The sequence below is a fragment of the Canicola haemoglobinophilus genome, from assembly GCF_002015075.1.
GTDB lineage: Bacteria > Pseudomonadota > Gammaproteobacteria > Enterobacterales > Pasteurellaceae > Canicola > Canicola haemoglobinophilus.
On the sequence record NZ_MUXZ01000004.1, the window covers coordinates 108,043 to 125,239 of the forward strand.

At 36.9% G+C, this 17,197-nt stretch carries 12 protein-coding genes and 1 tRNA gene; 7 read left to right on the plus strand and 6 right to left on the minus strand.

What is annotated here, in order from left to right:
• Nucleotides 1-3: 3 nt before the first annotated feature.
• Nucleotides 4-3,921, plus strand: a complete 3,918-nt coding sequence (hrpA, locus tag B0186_RS01080; protein ID WP_078217539.1) for an ATP-dependent RNA helicase HrpA — start codon at nucleotides 4-6, stop codon at nucleotides 3,919-3,921.
• Nucleotides 3,922-4,028: 107 nt separating this feature from the next.
• Here hrpA and B0186_RS01085 read toward each other — a convergent pair.
• The 4 genes from B0186_RS01085 to B0186_RS01100 all read right to left on the minus strand — a co-directional run bounded on the left by B0186_RS01085 (nucleotide 4,029) and on the right by B0186_RS01100 (nucleotide 7,073).
• A tRNA-Thr gene (locus tag B0186_RS01085) sits at nucleotides 4,029-4,104 on the minus strand.
• 96 nt (nucleotides 4,105-4,200) lie between these two features.
• Complete coding sequence (gene yfaE / locus B0186_RS01090; protein WP_078217540.1) at nucleotides 4,201-4,458, minus strand: class I ribonucleotide reductase maintenance protein YfaE; 258 nt, start codon at nucleotides 4,456-4,458, stop codon at nucleotides 4,201-4,203.
• Nucleotides 4,459-4,520: 62 nt separating this feature from the next.
• Nucleotides 4,521-5,651, minus strand: a complete 1,131-nt coding sequence (gene nrdB, locus B0186_RS01095) for a class Ia ribonucleoside-diphosphate reductase subunit beta (protein WP_078217541.1) — start codon at nucleotides 5,649-5,651, stop codon at nucleotides 4,521-4,523.
• Between the two features lie 138 nt (nucleotides 5,652-5,789).
• Nucleotides 5,790-7,073, minus strand: a complete 1,284-nt coding sequence (locus B0186_RS01100; RefSeq protein WP_078217542.1) for a citrate synthase — start codon at nucleotides 7,071-7,073, stop codon at nucleotides 5,790-5,792.
• A gap of 328 nt (nucleotides 7,074-7,401) precedes the next feature.
• Here B0186_RS01100 and sucA point away from each other — a divergent pair, with 328 nt between their 5' ends.
• The 4 genes from sucA (at nucleotide 7,402) to sucD (ending at nucleotide 13,586) form a co-directional block, all read left to right on the plus strand.
• Entirely contained in the window at nucleotides 7,402-10,197 is a 2,796-nt protein-coding gene (gene sucA / locus B0186_RS01105) for a 2-oxoglutarate dehydrogenase E1 component (protein WP_078217543.1), read from the plus strand.
• A 75-nt stretch (nucleotides 10,198-10,272) separates the two neighbouring features.
• The gene (gene odhB / locus B0186_RS01110) at nucleotides 10,273-11,496 is read left to right on the plus strand and encodes a 2-oxoglutarate dehydrogenase complex dihydrolipoyllysine-residue succinyltransferase (RefSeq protein ID WP_078217544.1); all 1,224 of its coding nucleotides are present in this window, start codon (nucleotides 10,273-10,275) and stop codon (nucleotides 11,494-11,496) included.
• A 54-nt stretch (nucleotides 11,497-11,550) separates the two neighbouring features.
• Nucleotides 11,551-12,720, plus strand: a complete 1,170-nt coding sequence (sucC, locus tag B0186_RS01115; RefSeq protein ID WP_078217545.1) for an ADP-forming succinate--CoA ligase subunit beta — start codon at nucleotides 11,551-11,553, stop codon at nucleotides 12,718-12,720.
• Entirely contained in the window at nucleotides 12,720-13,586 is an 867-nt protein-coding gene (gene sucD / locus B0186_RS01120; RefSeq protein ID WP_078217546.1) for a succinate--CoA ligase subunit alpha, read from the plus strand. The genes sucC and sucD overlap by 1 nt, the downstream gene beginning before the upstream one ends.
• 224 nt (nucleotides 13,587-13,810) lie before the next feature.
• Here sucD and B0186_RS01125 read toward each other — a convergent pair whose 3' ends face one another.
• Nucleotides 13,811-14,221, minus strand: a complete 411-nt coding sequence (locus tag B0186_RS01125) for a MerR family DNA-binding protein (RefSeq protein ID WP_078217547.1) — start codon at nucleotides 14,219-14,221, stop codon at nucleotides 13,811-13,813.
• A gap of 233 nt (nucleotides 14,222-14,454) precedes the next feature.
• Nucleotides 14,455-16,188, minus strand: a complete 1,734-nt coding sequence (gene argS, locus B0186_RS01130; RefSeq protein ID WP_078217548.1) for an arginine--tRNA ligase — start codon at nucleotides 16,186-16,188, stop codon at nucleotides 14,455-14,457.
• Between the two features lie 84 nt (nucleotides 16,189-16,272).
• Here argS and B0186_RS01135 point away from each other — a divergent pair, with 84 nt between their 5' ends.
• Both B0186_RS01135 and B0186_RS01140 read left to right on the plus strand, forming a co-directional pair.
• Entirely contained in the window at nucleotides 16,273-16,860 is a 588-nt protein-coding gene (locus tag B0186_RS01135; RefSeq protein WP_078217549.1) for a VOC family protein, read from the plus strand.
• Between the two features lie 6 nt (nucleotides 16,861-16,866).
• Complete coding sequence (locus B0186_RS01140) at nucleotides 16,867-17,187, plus strand: YgdI/YgdR family lipoprotein (RefSeq protein WP_078217550.1); 321 nt, start codon at nucleotides 16,867-16,869, stop codon at nucleotides 17,185-17,187.
• Nucleotides 17,188-17,197: the final 10 nt, after the last annotated feature.

Below are 17,197 nucleotides of genomic sequence, written 5' to 3' on the forward strand. Positions count from 1 at the left end.
ACAATGAAGAAAACAATAAAAAAAACCGTTTTTAACCCACAACAACAGGCATTGTTAACACAGCTTACAGATATGATGCTGGTTGATCATCGCCGTTTATTTGCTCGTATTAAAGGCATAAGCCAAATCAAAAATCCTACTCATATCAACAATGTTATTACAGAAATTGAGCAGCAAATCCAGCAAGCACAAGCTCGCTTTTTACAACGAAAAAGTGCGGTGCCAAAAATTGAATTTCCTGAAAATTTACCCGTAAGTCAAAGAAAAGCAGAAATCCAAAAACTTATTCAAGATCATCAAGTGGTAGTGATCGCTGGGGAAACAGGTTCAGGAAAAACCACGCAATTACCGAAAATGTGCTTGGAGTTAGGGTTAGGGCAAAGGGGCTTAATTGGGCATACTCAGCCACGCCGTATTGCCGCACGTTCAGTGGCGACAAGAATTGCTGAAGAGTTAAATACTAGCCTTGGTGGAATAGTAGGTTATAAAGTGCGGTTTAATGATCAAATCAGTGATCAAACGCAAATTAAATTAATGACAGACGGTATTTTGCTGGCTGAAATTCAATCTGATCGTTTTTTAAACCAATATGATACGCTGATTATTGATGAAGCCCATGAACGTAGCCTGAACAATGATTTTATCCTAGGTTATTTGAAACAATTGCTTCCTCGCCGTCCTGATCTCAAAGTAATTATTACTTCTGCAACCATTGATGTGGAGCGTTTTTCACAACATTTTAATCATGCGCCAATTATTGAAGTATCTGGACGTACTTATCCAGTAGAAGTGCGGTATCGTCCAATTGTTGAGGACGAAGATCAAGATCAGTTACAAGGGATTTTAAATGCCGTTGATGAGCTACAAGGCGAAGGGGCTGGCGATATTTTGATTTTCCTAAATGGAGAGCGAGAAATCAGAGATACCGCAGAGGCATTGCAAAAATTAGAATTAAAACACACCGAAATTTTACCGCTCTTTGCACGACTTTCCGCACAAGAACAAAATAAAATTTTTCATCCGAGTAATTTAAATCGCATCGTGTTAGCTACTAATGTGGCAGAAACTTCATTAACTGTACCGGGCATAAAATATGTTATAGATCTGGGCACTGCAAGAATTTCACGTTATAGCTACCGCACTAAAGTGCAACGCTTGCCCATTGAGCCTATTTCACAAGCCTCGGCTAATCAGCGTAAAGGGCGCTGTGGTCGTGTTTCAGAAGGGATTTGTATTCGTTTATATTCCGAAGAGGATTTTAATAATCGTCCAGAATTTACCGATCCTGAAATTCTCCGCACTAATTTGGCCTCGGTTATTTTGCAAATGACCGCTTTGGGATTGGATGATATAGATGCTTTCCCTTTTGTTGATGCGCCAGATAAACGTCATATTCAAGACGGGATTAAACTCTTAGAAGAATTGCAAGCATTTGAATGGAAAAAAACAAAGCAAGGCGAACAACGTCAACTTACCACTGTTGGTAAGCAGTTAGCACAATTACCTGTTGATCCTCGCTTGGCGAAAATGCTGTTAAGTGCGGTGCCATTTTCTTGTTTACATGAATTGATGATTATTGTGGCTGCCTTGTCAATTCAAGATCCAAGAGAAAGACCACAAGAAAAACAACAATCAGCAGATGATAAACATCGCCGTTTTGCTGATAAAAAATCTGACTTTTTAGCCTATTTAAATTTGTGGAATTATATTCAAGAGCAACAGAAAGCCTTGAGTAAAAATCAATTCCGCCGTTTATGCCAAAAGGATTACCTGAATTATTTACGTATTCGTGAATGGCAGGATATTTATCATCAAATCCGCTTAACTGTGCGTGAAATGGGCTTGCCTATTAATTCTCAGCCTGCGGAATATGCGCAAATTCACACCGCACTTTTAAGTGGTTTGCTTTCTCATATTGGCTTAAAAGAGGCAGAAAAACAGCAATATTTAGGGGCAAGAAATGCCCATTTCTCCATTTTTCCTAACTCTGTTTTATTTAAAAAACAGCCTAAGTGGGTGGTGGCAGCAGAATTAGTAGAAACCTCTAAACTTTGGGGGAGAATGGTGGCTGATATTGAGCCTGAATGGATTGAACCATTGGCAGAACATTTGATTAAATCAAGCTATTCGGAGCCTCGCTGGTCAAAATCTCGTGGACAAGTGATTGCCAATGAAAAAGTCAGTCTTTATGGTGTGCCTATTGTTACCAATCGACAGGCGAATTATGGTGCTATTGATCCAACCACTAGCCGTGAAATTTTTATTCAATCTGCTCTTGTTGAAGGGGATTGGAATACCAGACACAAATTCTTTTTTGCCAACCAAAAATTGATTAAAGAAGTTGAAGAATTAGAACACAAAACACGGCGCCGAGATATTTTAGTTGATGAGCGTGCTTTATTTGATTTTTATGATCAACGCATTGGGGCAGATGTTGTTTCACAAAAACATTTTGATAGTTGGTGGAAGAAAACAGCCCAAAAAGATCCTGAATTGCTGAATTTTGAAAAGTCTTTTTTGATGAATGAAGACAATGCCAATATTAGCAAATTAGACTTCCCAAATTTTTGGTATCAAGACAATTTAAAATTGAAATTAACCTATCAATTTGAACCGGGAACAGAAGCTGATGGCGTCACTGTGCATATTCCGTTGCCATTATTAAATCAAGTTGAAATGACGGGATTTGATTGGCAAATTCCGGGACTTCGTCATGAATTAATTGTTGCTTTGATTAAGTCTTTACCGAAATCTTTGCGCCGTAATTTTGTGCCAGCACCTAACTATGCGAGTGCATTTTTAGGTCGAGTGACACAAACGGATAAACCTCTACTTGACACTTTAAGTTATGAGTTGCGCCGTATGACTGGAGTACAAGTGGAAGTTGATGAATGGAATTTAGCGCAAATACCACCGCACTTAAAAATGACATTTAGAGTCATTGATGATAAAGGGCGTAAGATTGCTGAAAGTTTAGATTTAGATCAGCTGAAATTTGATCTGAAAGATCAGGTTCAAGAAAGTATTTCTTCTGTTGCTGATGATGGCATTGAACAAAGTGGTATCCATGTTTGGAATTTTGCACAATTACCGCAATTTTATGAGCAGAAAAAACGAGGTTTTAGCGTTAAGGCTTATCCTGCCATTGTTGATGAAAAAGATGCGGTGGGGATCAAATTATTTGAAACTGAATTTGAACAACAAGTGGCAATGCAACAAGGTCTGCGCCGTTTATTACTGTTAAATGTGCCATCGCCAATTAAATATTTACATGAAAAATTACCGAATAAATCTAAACTCGGTTTATATTTCACGCCTTTTGGCAAAGTGCTTGATTTAATTGATGATTGTATTGCTTGTGCGGTGGATAAACTTATTGCTGATTTTGGCGGATTTGTTTGGAATGAAGATGATTTTGATAAATTGCGTGATTTTATTCGAGAAAATCTCAATGAAATGACTGTAGATATTGCGCAACAAGTAGAAAAAATCCTGACATTAACCTTTGAAATTAATAAACGTTTGAAAGGCAAAATGGACTTTACTATGGCTTTTGCTCTTGCCGATATTAAAGCTCAAATTAGCGGACTTATTTATCCAGGGTTTGTCGCAAAAACAGGTTATGAACGTTTAACGGATATTCAACGTTATTTACAAGCCATTGATAAACGCATTGATAAATTAGCGCAAGATATTAATCGTGATCGTGCAGCAATGTTAAGAGTTGAGCAAGTTCATCAAGCCTACCAACAAGTTTTAGCAAAACTGCCAAAATCTAAACCGCACTCTAATGAAGTTAAGGAAATTCCTTATATGATTGAGGAGTTAAGGGTCAGTTTATTTGCTCAACAACTTGGCACTAAATATCCAATTTCAGATAAGAGAATTTTGAATGTGATTGGGGATGTGAAACTTATTTAAGAGAGTTGTGACTGCATTTGCAGTCACTCTTTTATACTGACATTACAAAAACTTTAGGCAATAAAAAACCGCTTTAAGAGCGGTATTATTTTTGAGATATTTTTGAATGGTGCCGACTACCGGAATCGAACTGGTGACCTACTGATTACAAGTCAGTTGCTCTACCTACTGAGCTAAGTCGGCATTGATAAGTCATTCGAGTTGCGTATTCTATGGATATTTTATTTTTCTGCAAGTGGAAATTTTTTAAATTGATTTAATTGCTTTATTTATCATCAATTAGAGCTCAATTTCTATATCATCTTCCAACTGACAACAACAAAGTAATATTTCATTTTGATTGAGAAAAGCAAGAGGAAGTTCTTTATAAGATACTTTGCCTTTTTTTAGCTTTACTCGACATGAGCCACAATAGCCTGAACGACATTGATATTCATGGGTTATGCCATTTTTTTCCAATTTATCTAATAATGGCATTTCATTAGCATGATCGAGAGTTTGTTGATAATTACTGATATAAACTTGATAAATTTTCATAATTTTGCGAAAAACAAACCGCACTTTGAATTTTAAAAGTGCGGTTCTTTTTTTTATATTATTTATAGATCAAAATCACCGAAATCATTAGTATCGACTTTTGAATCAATTTGCCCAACAAGATATGAACTTACTTCTACTTCTTGTGGTGCAACTTGTACATTATCTGACACTAACCAAGCGTTAATCCATGGAATTGGATTTGAACGAGCTTGGAATGGCAATGGTAAACCAACGGCTTGCATACGAATGTTGGTAATATATTCCACATATTGCACCAGAATATCTTTATTTAAACCAATCATTGAGCCGTCTTTAAATAAGTAATCAGCCCATTCTTTTTCTTGTTCTGCAGCAGCAACGAATAAATCATAGGCCTCTTGTCTGCATTCTTCTGCAATTTCGGCCATTTCTGGATCATCTTGACCTGCTGCCATGATATTGAGGATATGTTGTGTACCTGTTAGATGTAGCGCTTCATCACGAGCAATAAATTTAATAATTTTTGCATTTCCTTCCATTAATTTGCGCTCAGCAAAAGCGAAAGAACAAGCAAAAGAAACATAGAAACGAATTGCTTCTAATGCATTTACGCTCATTAAACATAAGTAAAGTTGGCGTTTTAAGTTGCGTAAAGTCACTGTGCATTCTTTGCCATCAACATTGTAAGTACCTTCGCCATATAAACCATAAAGTTGGCTATCACGAATTAAATCATCATAGTAAGAAGAAATATCTTTTGCACGTTTAATGATTTCTTCATTTGTGACGATGTCATCAAAGACGATTGAAGGATCGTTGACAATATTACGAATAATATGCGTATAAGAACGAGAGTGGATAGTTTCTGAGAATGTCCAAGTTTCGATCCATGTTTCTAATTCTGGAATGGATACTAATGGTAGTAAGGCAACATTCGGGCTACGACCTTGGATAGAATCTAATAGGGTTTGATATTTTAGATTACTAATAAAGATATGTTTTTCATGTTCTGGCAGTGCTTGGTAGTCAATACGGTCTTGTGATACATCAACTTCTTCAGGGCGCCAGAAGAAAGATAATTGTTTTTCAATTAGTTTCTCAAAAGTTTCATATTTTTGTTGATCATAGCGAGCAACGTTAACATTTTGACCGAAAAACATCGGTTCTAATAATTGATTGTTTTTGGTTTGTGAGAAGGTGGTGTATGCCATAGAATGAATTCCCTAGTTATTAATAATTAGTCTCATTTTAACATGATTTAAGATTAATTTTGATAGGATAGGCAAATAAAAAAAATTAAAGCTCGCTTTTAAAAATAAGAGCGAGCTTTATTTTTAAACAGAGTAAAACTATTTTTCAATAGCCTCAAATTTACGTTCTGTGTGTCCTTTATATAATTGACGAGGGCGTACAATTTTCATGTTACCCGGTTTGAACATTTCTTTCCAATGCGCAATCCAGCCTACAGTTCTTGCTAGGGCGAAAATTACTGTAAACATTGAGGTTGGGATACCAATGGCTTTTAAGATAATGCCTGAATAGAAATCCACATTTGGATAAAGTTTATGATCGATAAAGTAAGGATCGCTTAAAGCGATACGTTCTAATTCCATTGCAACATCAAATAATGGTGTTTGGATATTTAATTCTTTCAATACTTCATGACAAGTTTGGCGCATCACTTTAGCTCGAGGATCATAGTTTTTATAAACTCTATGCCCAAATCCCATTAATCTGAACGGATCACTTTTATCTTTTGCGCGAGCAATATATTCAGGAATACGATCAACGGAACCAATTTCCTCTAACATATTGATACAAGCTTCATTTGCACCACCATGCGCTGGTCCCCAAAGAGAAGCAATTCCTGCAGCGATACAAGCAAAAGGATTTGCACCAGATGAAGCAGCGGTACGTACTGTGGAAGTTGAAGCATTTTGTTCATGATCAGCATGCAAAATGAAAATTCTATCCATTGCTTTTTCTAGTACAGGATTGACTTCATAAGGTTCGCAAGGCGTTGCAAACATCATGTGTAAAAAGTTACCTGAGTAGGAAAGTTTATTCAATGGAAACATAAAAGGTTGACCAATAGAATATTTATAACACATAGCCGCAAGTGTTGGCATTTTGGCTAATAATCGGATTGCGGTAAGCTCACGGTGTGAAATATTATTAATATCTAAAGAATCGTGATAGAAAGCTGCGAGTGCGCCACTTACCCCACACATAATTGCCATAGGATGAGAATCTCGACGGAAACCATGGAAGAAACGAGAGATTTGTTCATGTACCAATGTGTGATTTGTAACTAACTTTCTAAAGTTAGCGTATTCTTCTTTGCTTGGGCGTTCACCGAATAATAACAAGTGAGCGACTTCTAAGTAATCTGCGTTTTGAGCGAGATCTGCAATAGGGTAGCCTCGATGCAAGAGTACTCCATTGTCGCCGTCTATATAGGTTATTTCAGAAACACAAGAAGCCGTTGACATAAATCCAGGGTCAAAGGTAAACAACTTATTTTTAACTAAGGCTTGGACATCAATCGCATCATAGCCAAGAGTTCCTTGTTGTACATTTAAATCAAATTCACGTCCATCGCTAAGAGTAAGTTTTGCTGTTAATTTAGGCATAAGACATTCCTTCTTGAGAGTTTAAAAGTAAGATGTTGTATGTTTTGTGTGTGTTTTTCACTATAACTTTTAATTTTGTCAGTGTCTTCATAAATTTTAATTTTTTTTGTAAATAAAATGTTAAATTTTCAAAAGTGAGATAGAGATCAAAAAAATAAAATTTAATTAACAAAAAATTAACTTTTTTGTTGCTTAAATAAGCAAATTAATTTTTAATTTTTTGCTGATGTAACTTGTCAAATAAATAGATTATTTATAGTTAAATCTATGTATAATAGAGAAAATTTACACTGTAAATTGCTATCAATAATCAAGTTAGGTGGTCATAATGAAAAAAAATAGCCCTATCAGTGAATGGTTAGCATCTAGCGCTCTAGCTGGAGCAAACCAATCTTATATCGAAGATCTTTATGAAGATTATCTTGATAACCCTCAATCTGTTGACGAAAGTTGGCAACAAATTTTCAATTCTCTTCCAAAACCGACCGCACTTGAGCAGCCTCACTCACAAGTCCGTGATTATTTCAAACGTTTAGCGCGTGATAATTCACAAAATGGGGTTGGTGTAATTGATCCCAATGTCAGTGCTCGGTTAGTCAATGTTTTGAAGTGGGTAAATGGGCATCGTAACCGAGGGCATTTACATGCGGATTTAGATCCATTGAAAATGTGGCAACGCATGGATGCCCCAACCCTTGATTATAAGTTTTATGGCTTTACTGATGATGATTTAGATGAAGTTTTTGATATTGGTGGCTATGTTTATAACAAAGAACAAATATCCTTGCGTGATTTAGCTGATGCCTTGAAAAAGACTTATTGCAGTACTATCGGCTTAGAGTTTATGCATGTTAACGATCTTGAAGCGCGTACTTGGTTACAGCGTAAAGTGGAGAATTTATTAAATAAACCATTATTTAGCCGAGAGGAACAGCTGAAATTTTTAGAAGAACTAACTGCAGCTGATGGCTTAGAGCGTTATTTAGGCGCAAAATTCCCGGGAGCAAAACGCTTTTCTTTAGAAGGTAGTGATGCTTTTGTACTTTTAATGAAAGAAATGATCCGTCATAGTGGTAAAAATGGCATCAAAGAAATTGTAATGGGAATGGCACATCGTGGTCGCTTGAATTTATTAGTCAATGTATTGGGTAAAAAGCCTTCGGAATTATTCGATGAATTTGCTGGCAAGCATCATGGCAGTGGGACTGGTGATGTGAAATATCATCAGGGTTTTTCATCTGATTTTATGACCGATGATGGCATAGTTCATTTAGCATTAGCATTTAACCCTTCTCATTTAGAGATCGTTAACCCTGTGGTTTTAGGATCAGTTCGCGCAAGACAAAATCGTATTCAAGATGTTGAACGTTCTCAAGTTTTACCTATTACAGTACATGGTGATTCAGCTGTAGCTGGACAGGGGATTGTACAAGAAACACTGAATATGTCGGCAGCCAGAGGTTATACTGTTGGCGGTACTATTCGTGTGGTAATTAATAACCAAATTGGTTTTACTACCTCAAATCCACAAGATACTCGATCAACTGAATATTGTACTGATATTGCGAAGATGATTGAGGCACCAGTTATCCATGTAAATGGAGATGATCCTGAGGCTGTTGCTTATGCCGCAAGAATGGCAGTTGAGTTTCGTTCAAAATTTAAGCGTGATATTTTTATTGATTTGGTGTCATATCGCCGTCATGGTCATAATGAAGCTGATGAGCCAGCGGTAACTCAGCCACTTATGTATGAGCGTATCCGTAAACATCCAACGCCTCCGAAAGTCTATGCAAATCGTTTAGTTGCAGAAGGTATTATTGATGAAGAATATGCAATTGAGTTAGCCAATAAATATCGAGATGCTTTAGATAACGGCGATTGTGTTGTTCCAGAATGGCGAGAAATGGATCCAGAAACTCAAGATTGGACTAAATATTTAACGCAAGAATGGGCTGAGTATGATGGTTCTTTTGAACCAGAACGTTTTATTGGCTTAGCGCAGAAAGTATGTGAATATCCTGATACACATCCATTACATCCTCGCGTGAAAAAACTCTATGATGATCGTTTATCTATGGCTCAAGGGGATAAATTATTTGACTGGGGAATGGCTGAAACTATGGCTTATGCGACCTTACTTGATGAAGGATATAATGTTCGTTTATCTGGTGAAGATGCTGGGAGAGGGACTTTCTTCCACCGTCATTCTGTATTACATAATCAAAAAGATGCCACTTTATATATTCCATTAACACAGTTACATGGTCAGCAAGGACATTTTGAGGTTTGGGACTCAGTACTCTCGGAAGAGGCGGTTTTGGCTTATGAATATGGTTATGCTACGGCGACACCTCGCACACTGACAATTTGGGAGGCTCAATTTGGTGATTTTGCCAATGTGGCACAGGTGGTAATCGATCAATTCATTAGTTCGGGCGAACAAAAATGGGGCAGAATGTGTGGTTTAGTGATGTTGTTACCGCATGGATATGAGGGGCAAGGTCCAGAACATTCATCAGCTCGTTTGGAGCGCTATTTACAGTTATGTGCACAACAAAATATGCAAGTATGTGTGCCATCTACGCCAGCTCAAATTTATCACTTATTGCGCCGCCAGATGTTACGTAAAGTGCGTCGCCCATTAGTTGTAATTACACCAAAATCATTACTGCGCCATCCTCTTGCAGTATCTTCTATGGAAGAACTAGTGAATGGGAAATATCAAAATGTGATTGCAGAAGTTGATGCTATTGAGCCGCAAAAAGTTCGTCGTGTCGTGATGTGTTCTGGAAAAGTTTATTATGATTTATTAGAACAACGCCGAGCAAATAAGCAAACGGATATTGCGATTATTCGTATTGAGCAACTTTATCCATATCCACATGAAGAAATGAAAGAGGCTTTGGCGCCTTATTCTTATGTCACGGATTATGTTTGGTGTCAAGAAGAGCCATTAAACCAAGGTGCTTGGTATTGTTGTCAGCATAATTTCTGGACATCATTACCTCCACATGGAGAACTACGTTATGTAGGACGCCCAGCTTCAGCTTCGCCAGCAGTGGGATATTTATCTTTACATAATGAACAGCAAAAAGCTTTAGTAGACGAAGCTCTCGCATAATTTTGATACGCTAAAATCATTTTTAAGCAATGATTGGGTATAGCCAATTTAATCGAAATATAGAAGGAAAAAATTATGAGCAATTTCGATATTATTACTCCAGATTTACCAGAATCAGTAGCAGATGCCACAGTGGTTACTTGGCATAAAAAAGTGGGCGATACAGTAAAACGTGATGAAATTTTAGTTGAAATTGAAACGGATAAAGTAGTGCTAGAAGTACCCGCACTTAGTGATGGTGTAATTGAAACTATCTTACAACCCGAAGGCTCCACAGTAGTGAGTAAACAATTGTTGGGTAAAGTTTCTGCTTTAGCTAGCGCTGGAGAAGTTACGAAAGCCACCGTACAAAATGTAGAGAAAACACCAGCAGATCGCCATTTAGGTAATTTGAGTTCTGATGCAACCAGCGATGTATTAAGTCCAGCTATTCGCCGTTTATTAGCGGAGCACGAATTAAATCCTGATGAAATAAAAGGCACTGGTGTCGGTGGTCGCATTACCCGTGAAGATGTGGAACTAGTGGTTAAACAAAAAGCACAACAAGCAGAAATCGCTCAAGCCTCTCAGCCAGTTAAAAATAATTTAAATCTGGATAATCGTAATGAAAAACGTGTACCAATGACACGTTTACGCAAACGTATTGCTGAGCGTTTATTAGAAGCAAAAAATACCACAGCGATGCTTACAACATTTAATGAAGTGGATATGCAGCCAATTATGAGTTTACGCAAGCGTTATGCTGAGAAATTTGAGAAACAACATGGCGCTCGATTGGGTTTCATGTCTTTCTATATCAAAGCAGTGGTGGAGGCATTGAAACGTTATCCAGAAATAAACGCATCTATTGATGGTGATGATATTGTTTACCACAACTATTTTGATATTAGTATTGCCGTTTCAACGCCTCGTGGTTTAGTTACGCCAGTGGTGCGCAATTGTGACAAATTAAGTATGGCGGATATTGAAAAAGAAATTAAAGCGCTTGCTGAAAAAGGACGTGACGGAAAATTAACTGTTGAAGATTTAACGGGAGGGAATTTTACTATCACTAATGGTGGTGTTTTTGGCTCCTTAATGTCAACGCCTATTATTAATCCTCCGCAAAGTGCAATTTTAGGTATGCATGCCATTAAAGATCGCCCAGTAGCAATTGATGGAGAAGTGGTTATTCGCCCGATGATGTATTTAGCTTTAAGCTATGATCACCGTTTAATTGATGGGCGTGAAAGTGTCGGTTTTCTTGTTACCGTGAAAGAATTATTGGAAGATCCAACACGCTTATTATTAGAAATCTAAGGATGATAGAAGACTAAAAGTGCGGTACTAAAATACATTCAATAAGGGGGCAATATGAATTTACATGAGTATCAAAGCAAAAAACTTTTTGCAGATTATGACTTACCTGTAAGCGAAGGTTATGTTTGTGAAAATGTTGAACAAGCTTTAAATGCAATTGAAAAATTACCTGGCTCCCAATGGATCGCAAAATGCCAAATTCATGCTGGTGGACGTGGTAAAGCTGGAGGTGTGCAAGTTGTAAAATCTGAGCAAGAAGTGCGGTCGTTTTTTTCTAAGTTTTTAGGGCAACGTTTAGTTACTTTTCAAACAAATGAACAAGGGCAACCAATCAATCAGATTTATCTTGAGCCTTGTGCAGAAATTAAAAAAGAATTGTATTTAAGTGCCATCATTGATCGTAGCTCGCAGAAAATCGTTTTTATGGCATCCACTGAAGGTGGCATGGATATAGAAGAAGTTGCAGAAAAAACACCGCACTTATTACATAAAGTTGCTATCGATCTTGTGATGGGGGCAATGCCATATCAAGCTCGAGAGTTGGCATTTAAGCTAGGGTTATCCGGTAAACAAGTCCAGCAGTTCAGTCACATATTTTGCCAGTTAGCGAAATTATTTGTGGAAAAAGATTTGTCCTTGTTAGAAATTAATCCATTAGTTATTTTGCAAAATGATGATTTATTTTGTTTAGATGCCAAGATAGTTATAGATGATAATGCCTTATATCGCCATCCTGATCTCCGCGCAATGCGTGATTTAAATCAAGAAGATCTTCGGGAGGCAGAAGCAGAAAAGTGGAATTTAAATTATGTTGCTTTAGAGGGAAATATCGGCTGTATGGTAAATGGCGCTGGTCTGGCAATGGGCACTATGGATATTATTAAATTACATGGCGGACAACCAGCGAATTTCCTCGATGTTGGTGGTGGGGCAACAAAAGAACGCGTTGCAGAGGCATTTAAAATTATTTTAACGGATAGCGCAGTGAAAGCCGTATTAGTGAATATTTTTGGTGGTATTGTTCGCTGTGATTTAATTGCTGAAGGGATTATTTCAGCGGTAAACGAGATTGGTGTCAATGTGCCTGTTATTGTTCGTTTAGAAGGAACTAATGCTGAGTTGGGACGTGAAATTTTGGCACAAAGTAACTTAAATTTAATTGCAGCTGAAAGTTTAACAGACGCAGTAAAACAAGCTGTTAAAGCGGCAAAGGAGAGTGAATAATGGCAATTTTAATTGATAAAAATACTAAAGTAATTTGCCAAGGCTTTACGGGTAAACAAGGCACTTTTCATTGTGAACAAGCTTTAGCTTATGGCACTCAACTCGTTGGTGGTGTTTCTCCGGGAAAAAGTGGAACATTACATTTAGGTTTGCCGGTTTTTAATACCGTGCGTGATGCCGTAGAGCAAACAGGGGCAACAGCAAGTATGATTTATGTGCCAGCACCTTTTTGTAAAGATGCGATTTTAGAGGCTATTGACGGCGGAATTAAACTAATTGTTTGTATTACTGAAGGTATTCCAACTTTGGATATGCTAGCCATAAAACAAAAATTAACACAAAGTGATGTGGTTATGATCGGTCCTAATTGCCCCGGTGTGATTACACCAGATGAATGTAAAATGGGGATAATGCCGGGAAATATTCATAAAAAAGGACGTATTGGCATTGTTTCTCGTTCTGGAACCTTGACTTATGAGGCGGTAAAACAAACAACCGATGAGGGATTTGGGCAATCCACTTGCGTTGGAATTGGTGGTGATCCTATTCCTGGCTCCAGTTTTATTGATATTTTGCAATTATTTCAGGCGGATCCCGAAACTGATGCAATAGTGATGATTGGTGAAATTGGTGGAAGTGCGGAGGAAGAAGCCGCTGATTTTATTCATAAACATATAACAAAACCTGTTGTTGCTTATATTGCTGGCGTAACTGCACCAAAAGGTAAAAGAATGGGGCATGCTGGCGCGATTATTAGTGGTGGTAGAGGAACAGCAGAAGAAAAAATTACCGCTTTAGAAAAAGCGGGTGTCAAAACTGTACGAAGTTTAGCCGATATTGGTAAAGCCTTAAAAACGTTGTTTTAAATGAGTAAATTAACCATTAAAGATATTGCACATACAAGAACACAAATTACAGCATATCCAAGTATGTCGCATGGGCAATAATCCATTATTATCTTTTCTCTTTTCCAATATTTTGACGATAGATTGAGGTTATGCTCAGACAGGGGAAGGATGCAGTACAACAATTACTTGAGCTATTGGAAATACGAAAAATTTCCCATAGTTGTGTTGACTATCAATTATTCTTATAAATGACCGCACTTTTCACTTTCTTGCGTTAACCCAAGTAATATAGAACAAGTTGGGCTTTCATCGCCTTGGCAAGCACAATGCCAATCTGTTAATAAAGCTAACATTTTTTGTAGATCGGCAATTTTTTCTGTTAATTCTTGAATATGTTGTGAGGCAAGCACTTTAACTTCTCGGCTCGTACGATTAGGATCATCATTTAATTTTAAAAGCTGAGCAATTTGCTGTAATGAAAATCCTACTTTTCGTGCATTCGCAATGAAATTAAGACGAGTTAAATCATGCTCAGTATAAAAACGGTAGCCGTTTAAAGTGCGGTGTGTTTTAGTTAATAGCCCCTGTTTTTCATAATCACGAATTTGTTTAGGCGATAATCCCGTTTGTTTTGCTGCTTGGCTAATATTCATTTGTTTTCCTTCTTAATCCATATAATTCAGATTATTTTCCCTTTTCTTTTAGGAACTATGAGCTTTGAAATGTTGTAGTTGGAAAGATTGTGATGAATAACTATGCTGATTTACAGATAAAGGAGGGAATTATCTTTTTACAACCTTATCAAGCGATTTATCTTTTGGAAACAAGATAAAATCATGTAATAAAAAGGGGCAACTCAATATGATATGCCCCTTTTTTATCGATACTACATTTTTTCTACTGTTTTGATGCCCAGTAAGTCTAAACCTTGTTTTAAGGTTTTTTCTGTGAGTAATGCAAGTTTTAAACGGCTTAATTTCACATTTTCATCATCGTTGTTCAAAATAGGGCAATGTTCGTAGAAACTAGAGAATAATCCTGCTAATTCATACAAATAAGCACAGAGAATATGCGGAGTTCCTTCTTTTGCTACAACTTGAACAGCTTCTTCAAATTGCAATAATTTAATCGCAAGTAAGCGTTCTTTATCATCGGCTAATTGGATTTGTGCCTGATGAAGTTGTTCATTGCTAATATTGGCTTTGCTGAAAATTGAACGAATGCGAGTATAAGCATATTGCATATAAGGTGCAGTATTTCCTTCAAAACTCAACATATTGTCCCAATCGAATACATAGTCAGTAGTACGATTTTTGGAAAGATCTGCATATTTGACTGAACCAATTCCTACTGCTTCGACAACAGCAGCTTTTTCTTCGGCAGAAAGTGCGGTGCTTTTTTCTGAAATTAATTTATCGGCACGTTCAATAGCCTCATCTAATAAATCTGCTAATTTTACTGTTCCACCTGAACGTGTTTTAAATGGTTTTCCGTCTTTGCCTAACATCATACCGAAGTTTTTATGTTCCAATTGGAAACTCTCTGGCACATAGCCAGCTTTTCTGGTAATTAACCAAGCCTGTTGCATATGTTGGCTTTGGCGAGTGTCTGAGAAAACTAACGCGCGATCTGCTTTTAATGTGTGGCAACGATATTTAGCAGCTGCAATATCTGTGGTGGTATAAAGGAAGCCGCCATCTTTCTTCTGTACGATAACGCCCATAGGATCGCCATCTTTATTTTTAAATTCCTCTAAATAAACAACTTGGGCACCTTCATCTTCCACTGCTAAGCCTTGTGCTTTCAAGTCAGCAACAATTTCAGGTAGCATTGGGTTATATAAACTTTCGCCCATGACATCATTTTCAGTTAAGGTAACATTCAAGCGATTATAGTTATGTTGGTTTTGTTGCATGGTAATATCAACGAGCTTTTTCCACATTGTGCGACAATATTCATCACCACTTTGTAGTTTCACAACATAATTACGCGCTTTCTCTGCGAAAGTTTCATCATTATCATAATGTTCTTTAGCCGCACGATAGAAAGCTTCCAAGTCAGCTAATTCCATTGCGGAGGCGTGCTCATTTTCCATTTTTTCTAGGTAAGCAATAAGCATACCAAATTGCGTACCCCAGTCGCCCACATGGTTTGCGCGGATAACCTTATGACCTAAAAACTCTAAGGTACGAACTACAGCATCGCCAATAATTGTTGAGCGTAAATGTCCAACGTGCATTTCTTTTGCCACATTGGGTGAGGAGTAATCTGCAACGATAGTTTGAATTTCTTCCGCTTTTATGCCTAGTTTTTTATCTTGTAAAGCAAGCTGTAAATTTTCTGCGAGCCAATTTTTATCTAAGAAAATATTGATAAATCCTGGACCGGCAATTTCTGTTTTTTCAGCAATATTTGTTAAATCAACCAGATCTAAGACTTTTTGTGCAAAATCACGAGGATTTAAACCTAATTTTTTTGCAGCAGCCATAATTCCATTGGCTTGATAATCGCCAAATTGAGCTTTACTAGATTGTTTTACTAAAGCATCACATTGCTCATCTGCGCCAGCTTGGCACATCGCTTGTTTAATTTTGTCAGATAAAATGGACTGAATATTCACTGATAATACCTAATAATTGATTTGTCAAAATAATGCGCTATGATACCGCTCTTTCCCTATTCAGAAAAGACGAACCAAGAAAAAATGCAGATTTTTAACCAAAATCATTTGTTATTTCAGCAATCTAATATTTCGTTAGATGAGTTTGAACAATTCGAAAAAAAAATTATTGAGTTATCTCATGCTATGAAATTAAGCTTAGATAATTTTGAGATTGATCATATTGCTTTAAGAGTAAATAAACGTAAATCTGCGGAAGATTGGCTGACTTTATTATTAAAGTGCGGTACAATTCTGAGCGATAATATCGTAAATGGAAGAATTATTTATTTAATTCAACTTAATAGTCCGATAGGCTTTTCAGGTCAATTTATTGATATTATTGAATTGCCGTTCCCTAAAGATAAAGTGTATCCAGTGGAGAACTGGGAGCATATTGAAGTTGTGATGCCATTTGAAGTTAATGAAACAACTGATGAATGGACTAAACGCATAAAAAAACGATTTTTATGGGACGAATCGACTAATTTAAAAATTAAAGTGAGTGAACCTAAAGTAGATGGAGAACAATTGCCAAATCCTTCTATCGCTGTGAGTTTTATTGATCGAACAGAAAATCATACTTGCATAAAAGTTCACCCATATCACATCAAAAAGATAATTGAGGTTTAGGATCCAATGAAAAAAGTAACTTTAGCATTCGCTGTATTATTAAGTTTAGGATTAGCAGCTTGCTCATCTAACAAGAATGACAATGCGTATCATGGCGAGGTTTTGTTCAGTTCTTATGAGGGAGATGGCTTAAAATTAACAATCCGTAAAAATGATTGTGAACGTCCAGATGGTCCAATTGAGAGTGTTGTAGTAAATCATTCTTATGACTCACATTTAGTTGTTGGTGCTTGTGTTCGAGTATCTAGTGATGATAATGGCGTTGCAGTAACAAATGTTTCTCGTAAGAGATCAAGTTCTTGGTTATCTAGAACTTCTAAAAATTAATCAATAAAAT

Bases quoted from the DNA above. Each gene is read 5' to 3' on its own strand.
- hrpA (WP_078217539.1), top strand. From the start codon at position 4: ATGAAGAAAACAATAAAAAAAACCGTTTTTAACCCACAACAACAGGCA.
- yfaE (WP_078217540.1), bottom strand. From the start codon at position 4,458: ATGAAAATTTATCAAGTTTATATCAGTAATTATCAACAAACTCTCGAT.
- nrdB (WP_078217541.1), bottom strand. From the start codon at position 5,651: ATGGCATACACCACCTTCTCACAAACCAAAAACAATCAATTATTAGAA.
- B0186_RS01100 (WP_078217542.1), bottom strand. From the start codon at position 7,073: ATGCCTAAATTAACAGCAAAACTTACTCTTAGCGATGGACGTGAATTT.
- sucA (WP_078217543.1), top strand. From the start codon at position 7,402: ATGAAAAAAAATAGCCCTATCAGTGAATGGTTAGCATCTAGCGCTCTA.
- odhB (WP_078217544.1), top strand. From the start codon at position 10,273: ATGAGCAATTTCGATATTATTACTCCAGATTTACCAGAATCAGTAGCA.
- sucC (WP_078217545.1), top strand. From the start codon at position 11,551: ATGAATTTACATGAGTATCAAAGCAAAAAACTTTTTGCAGATTATGAC.
- sucD (WP_078217546.1), top strand. From the start codon at position 12,720: ATGGCAATTTTAATTGATAAAAATACTAAAGTAATTTGCCAAGGCTTT.
- B0186_RS01125 (WP_078217547.1), bottom strand. From the start codon at position 14,221: ATGAATATTAGCCAAGCAGCAAAACAAACGGGATTATCGCCTAAACAA.
- B0186_RS01135 (WP_078217549.1), top strand. From the start codon at position 16,273: ATGCAGATTTTTAACCAAAATCATTTGTTATTTCAGCAATCTAATATT.
- B0186_RS01140 (WP_078217550.1), top strand. From the start codon at position 16,867: ATGAAAAAAGTAACTTTAGCATTCGCTGTATTATTAAGTTTAGGATTA.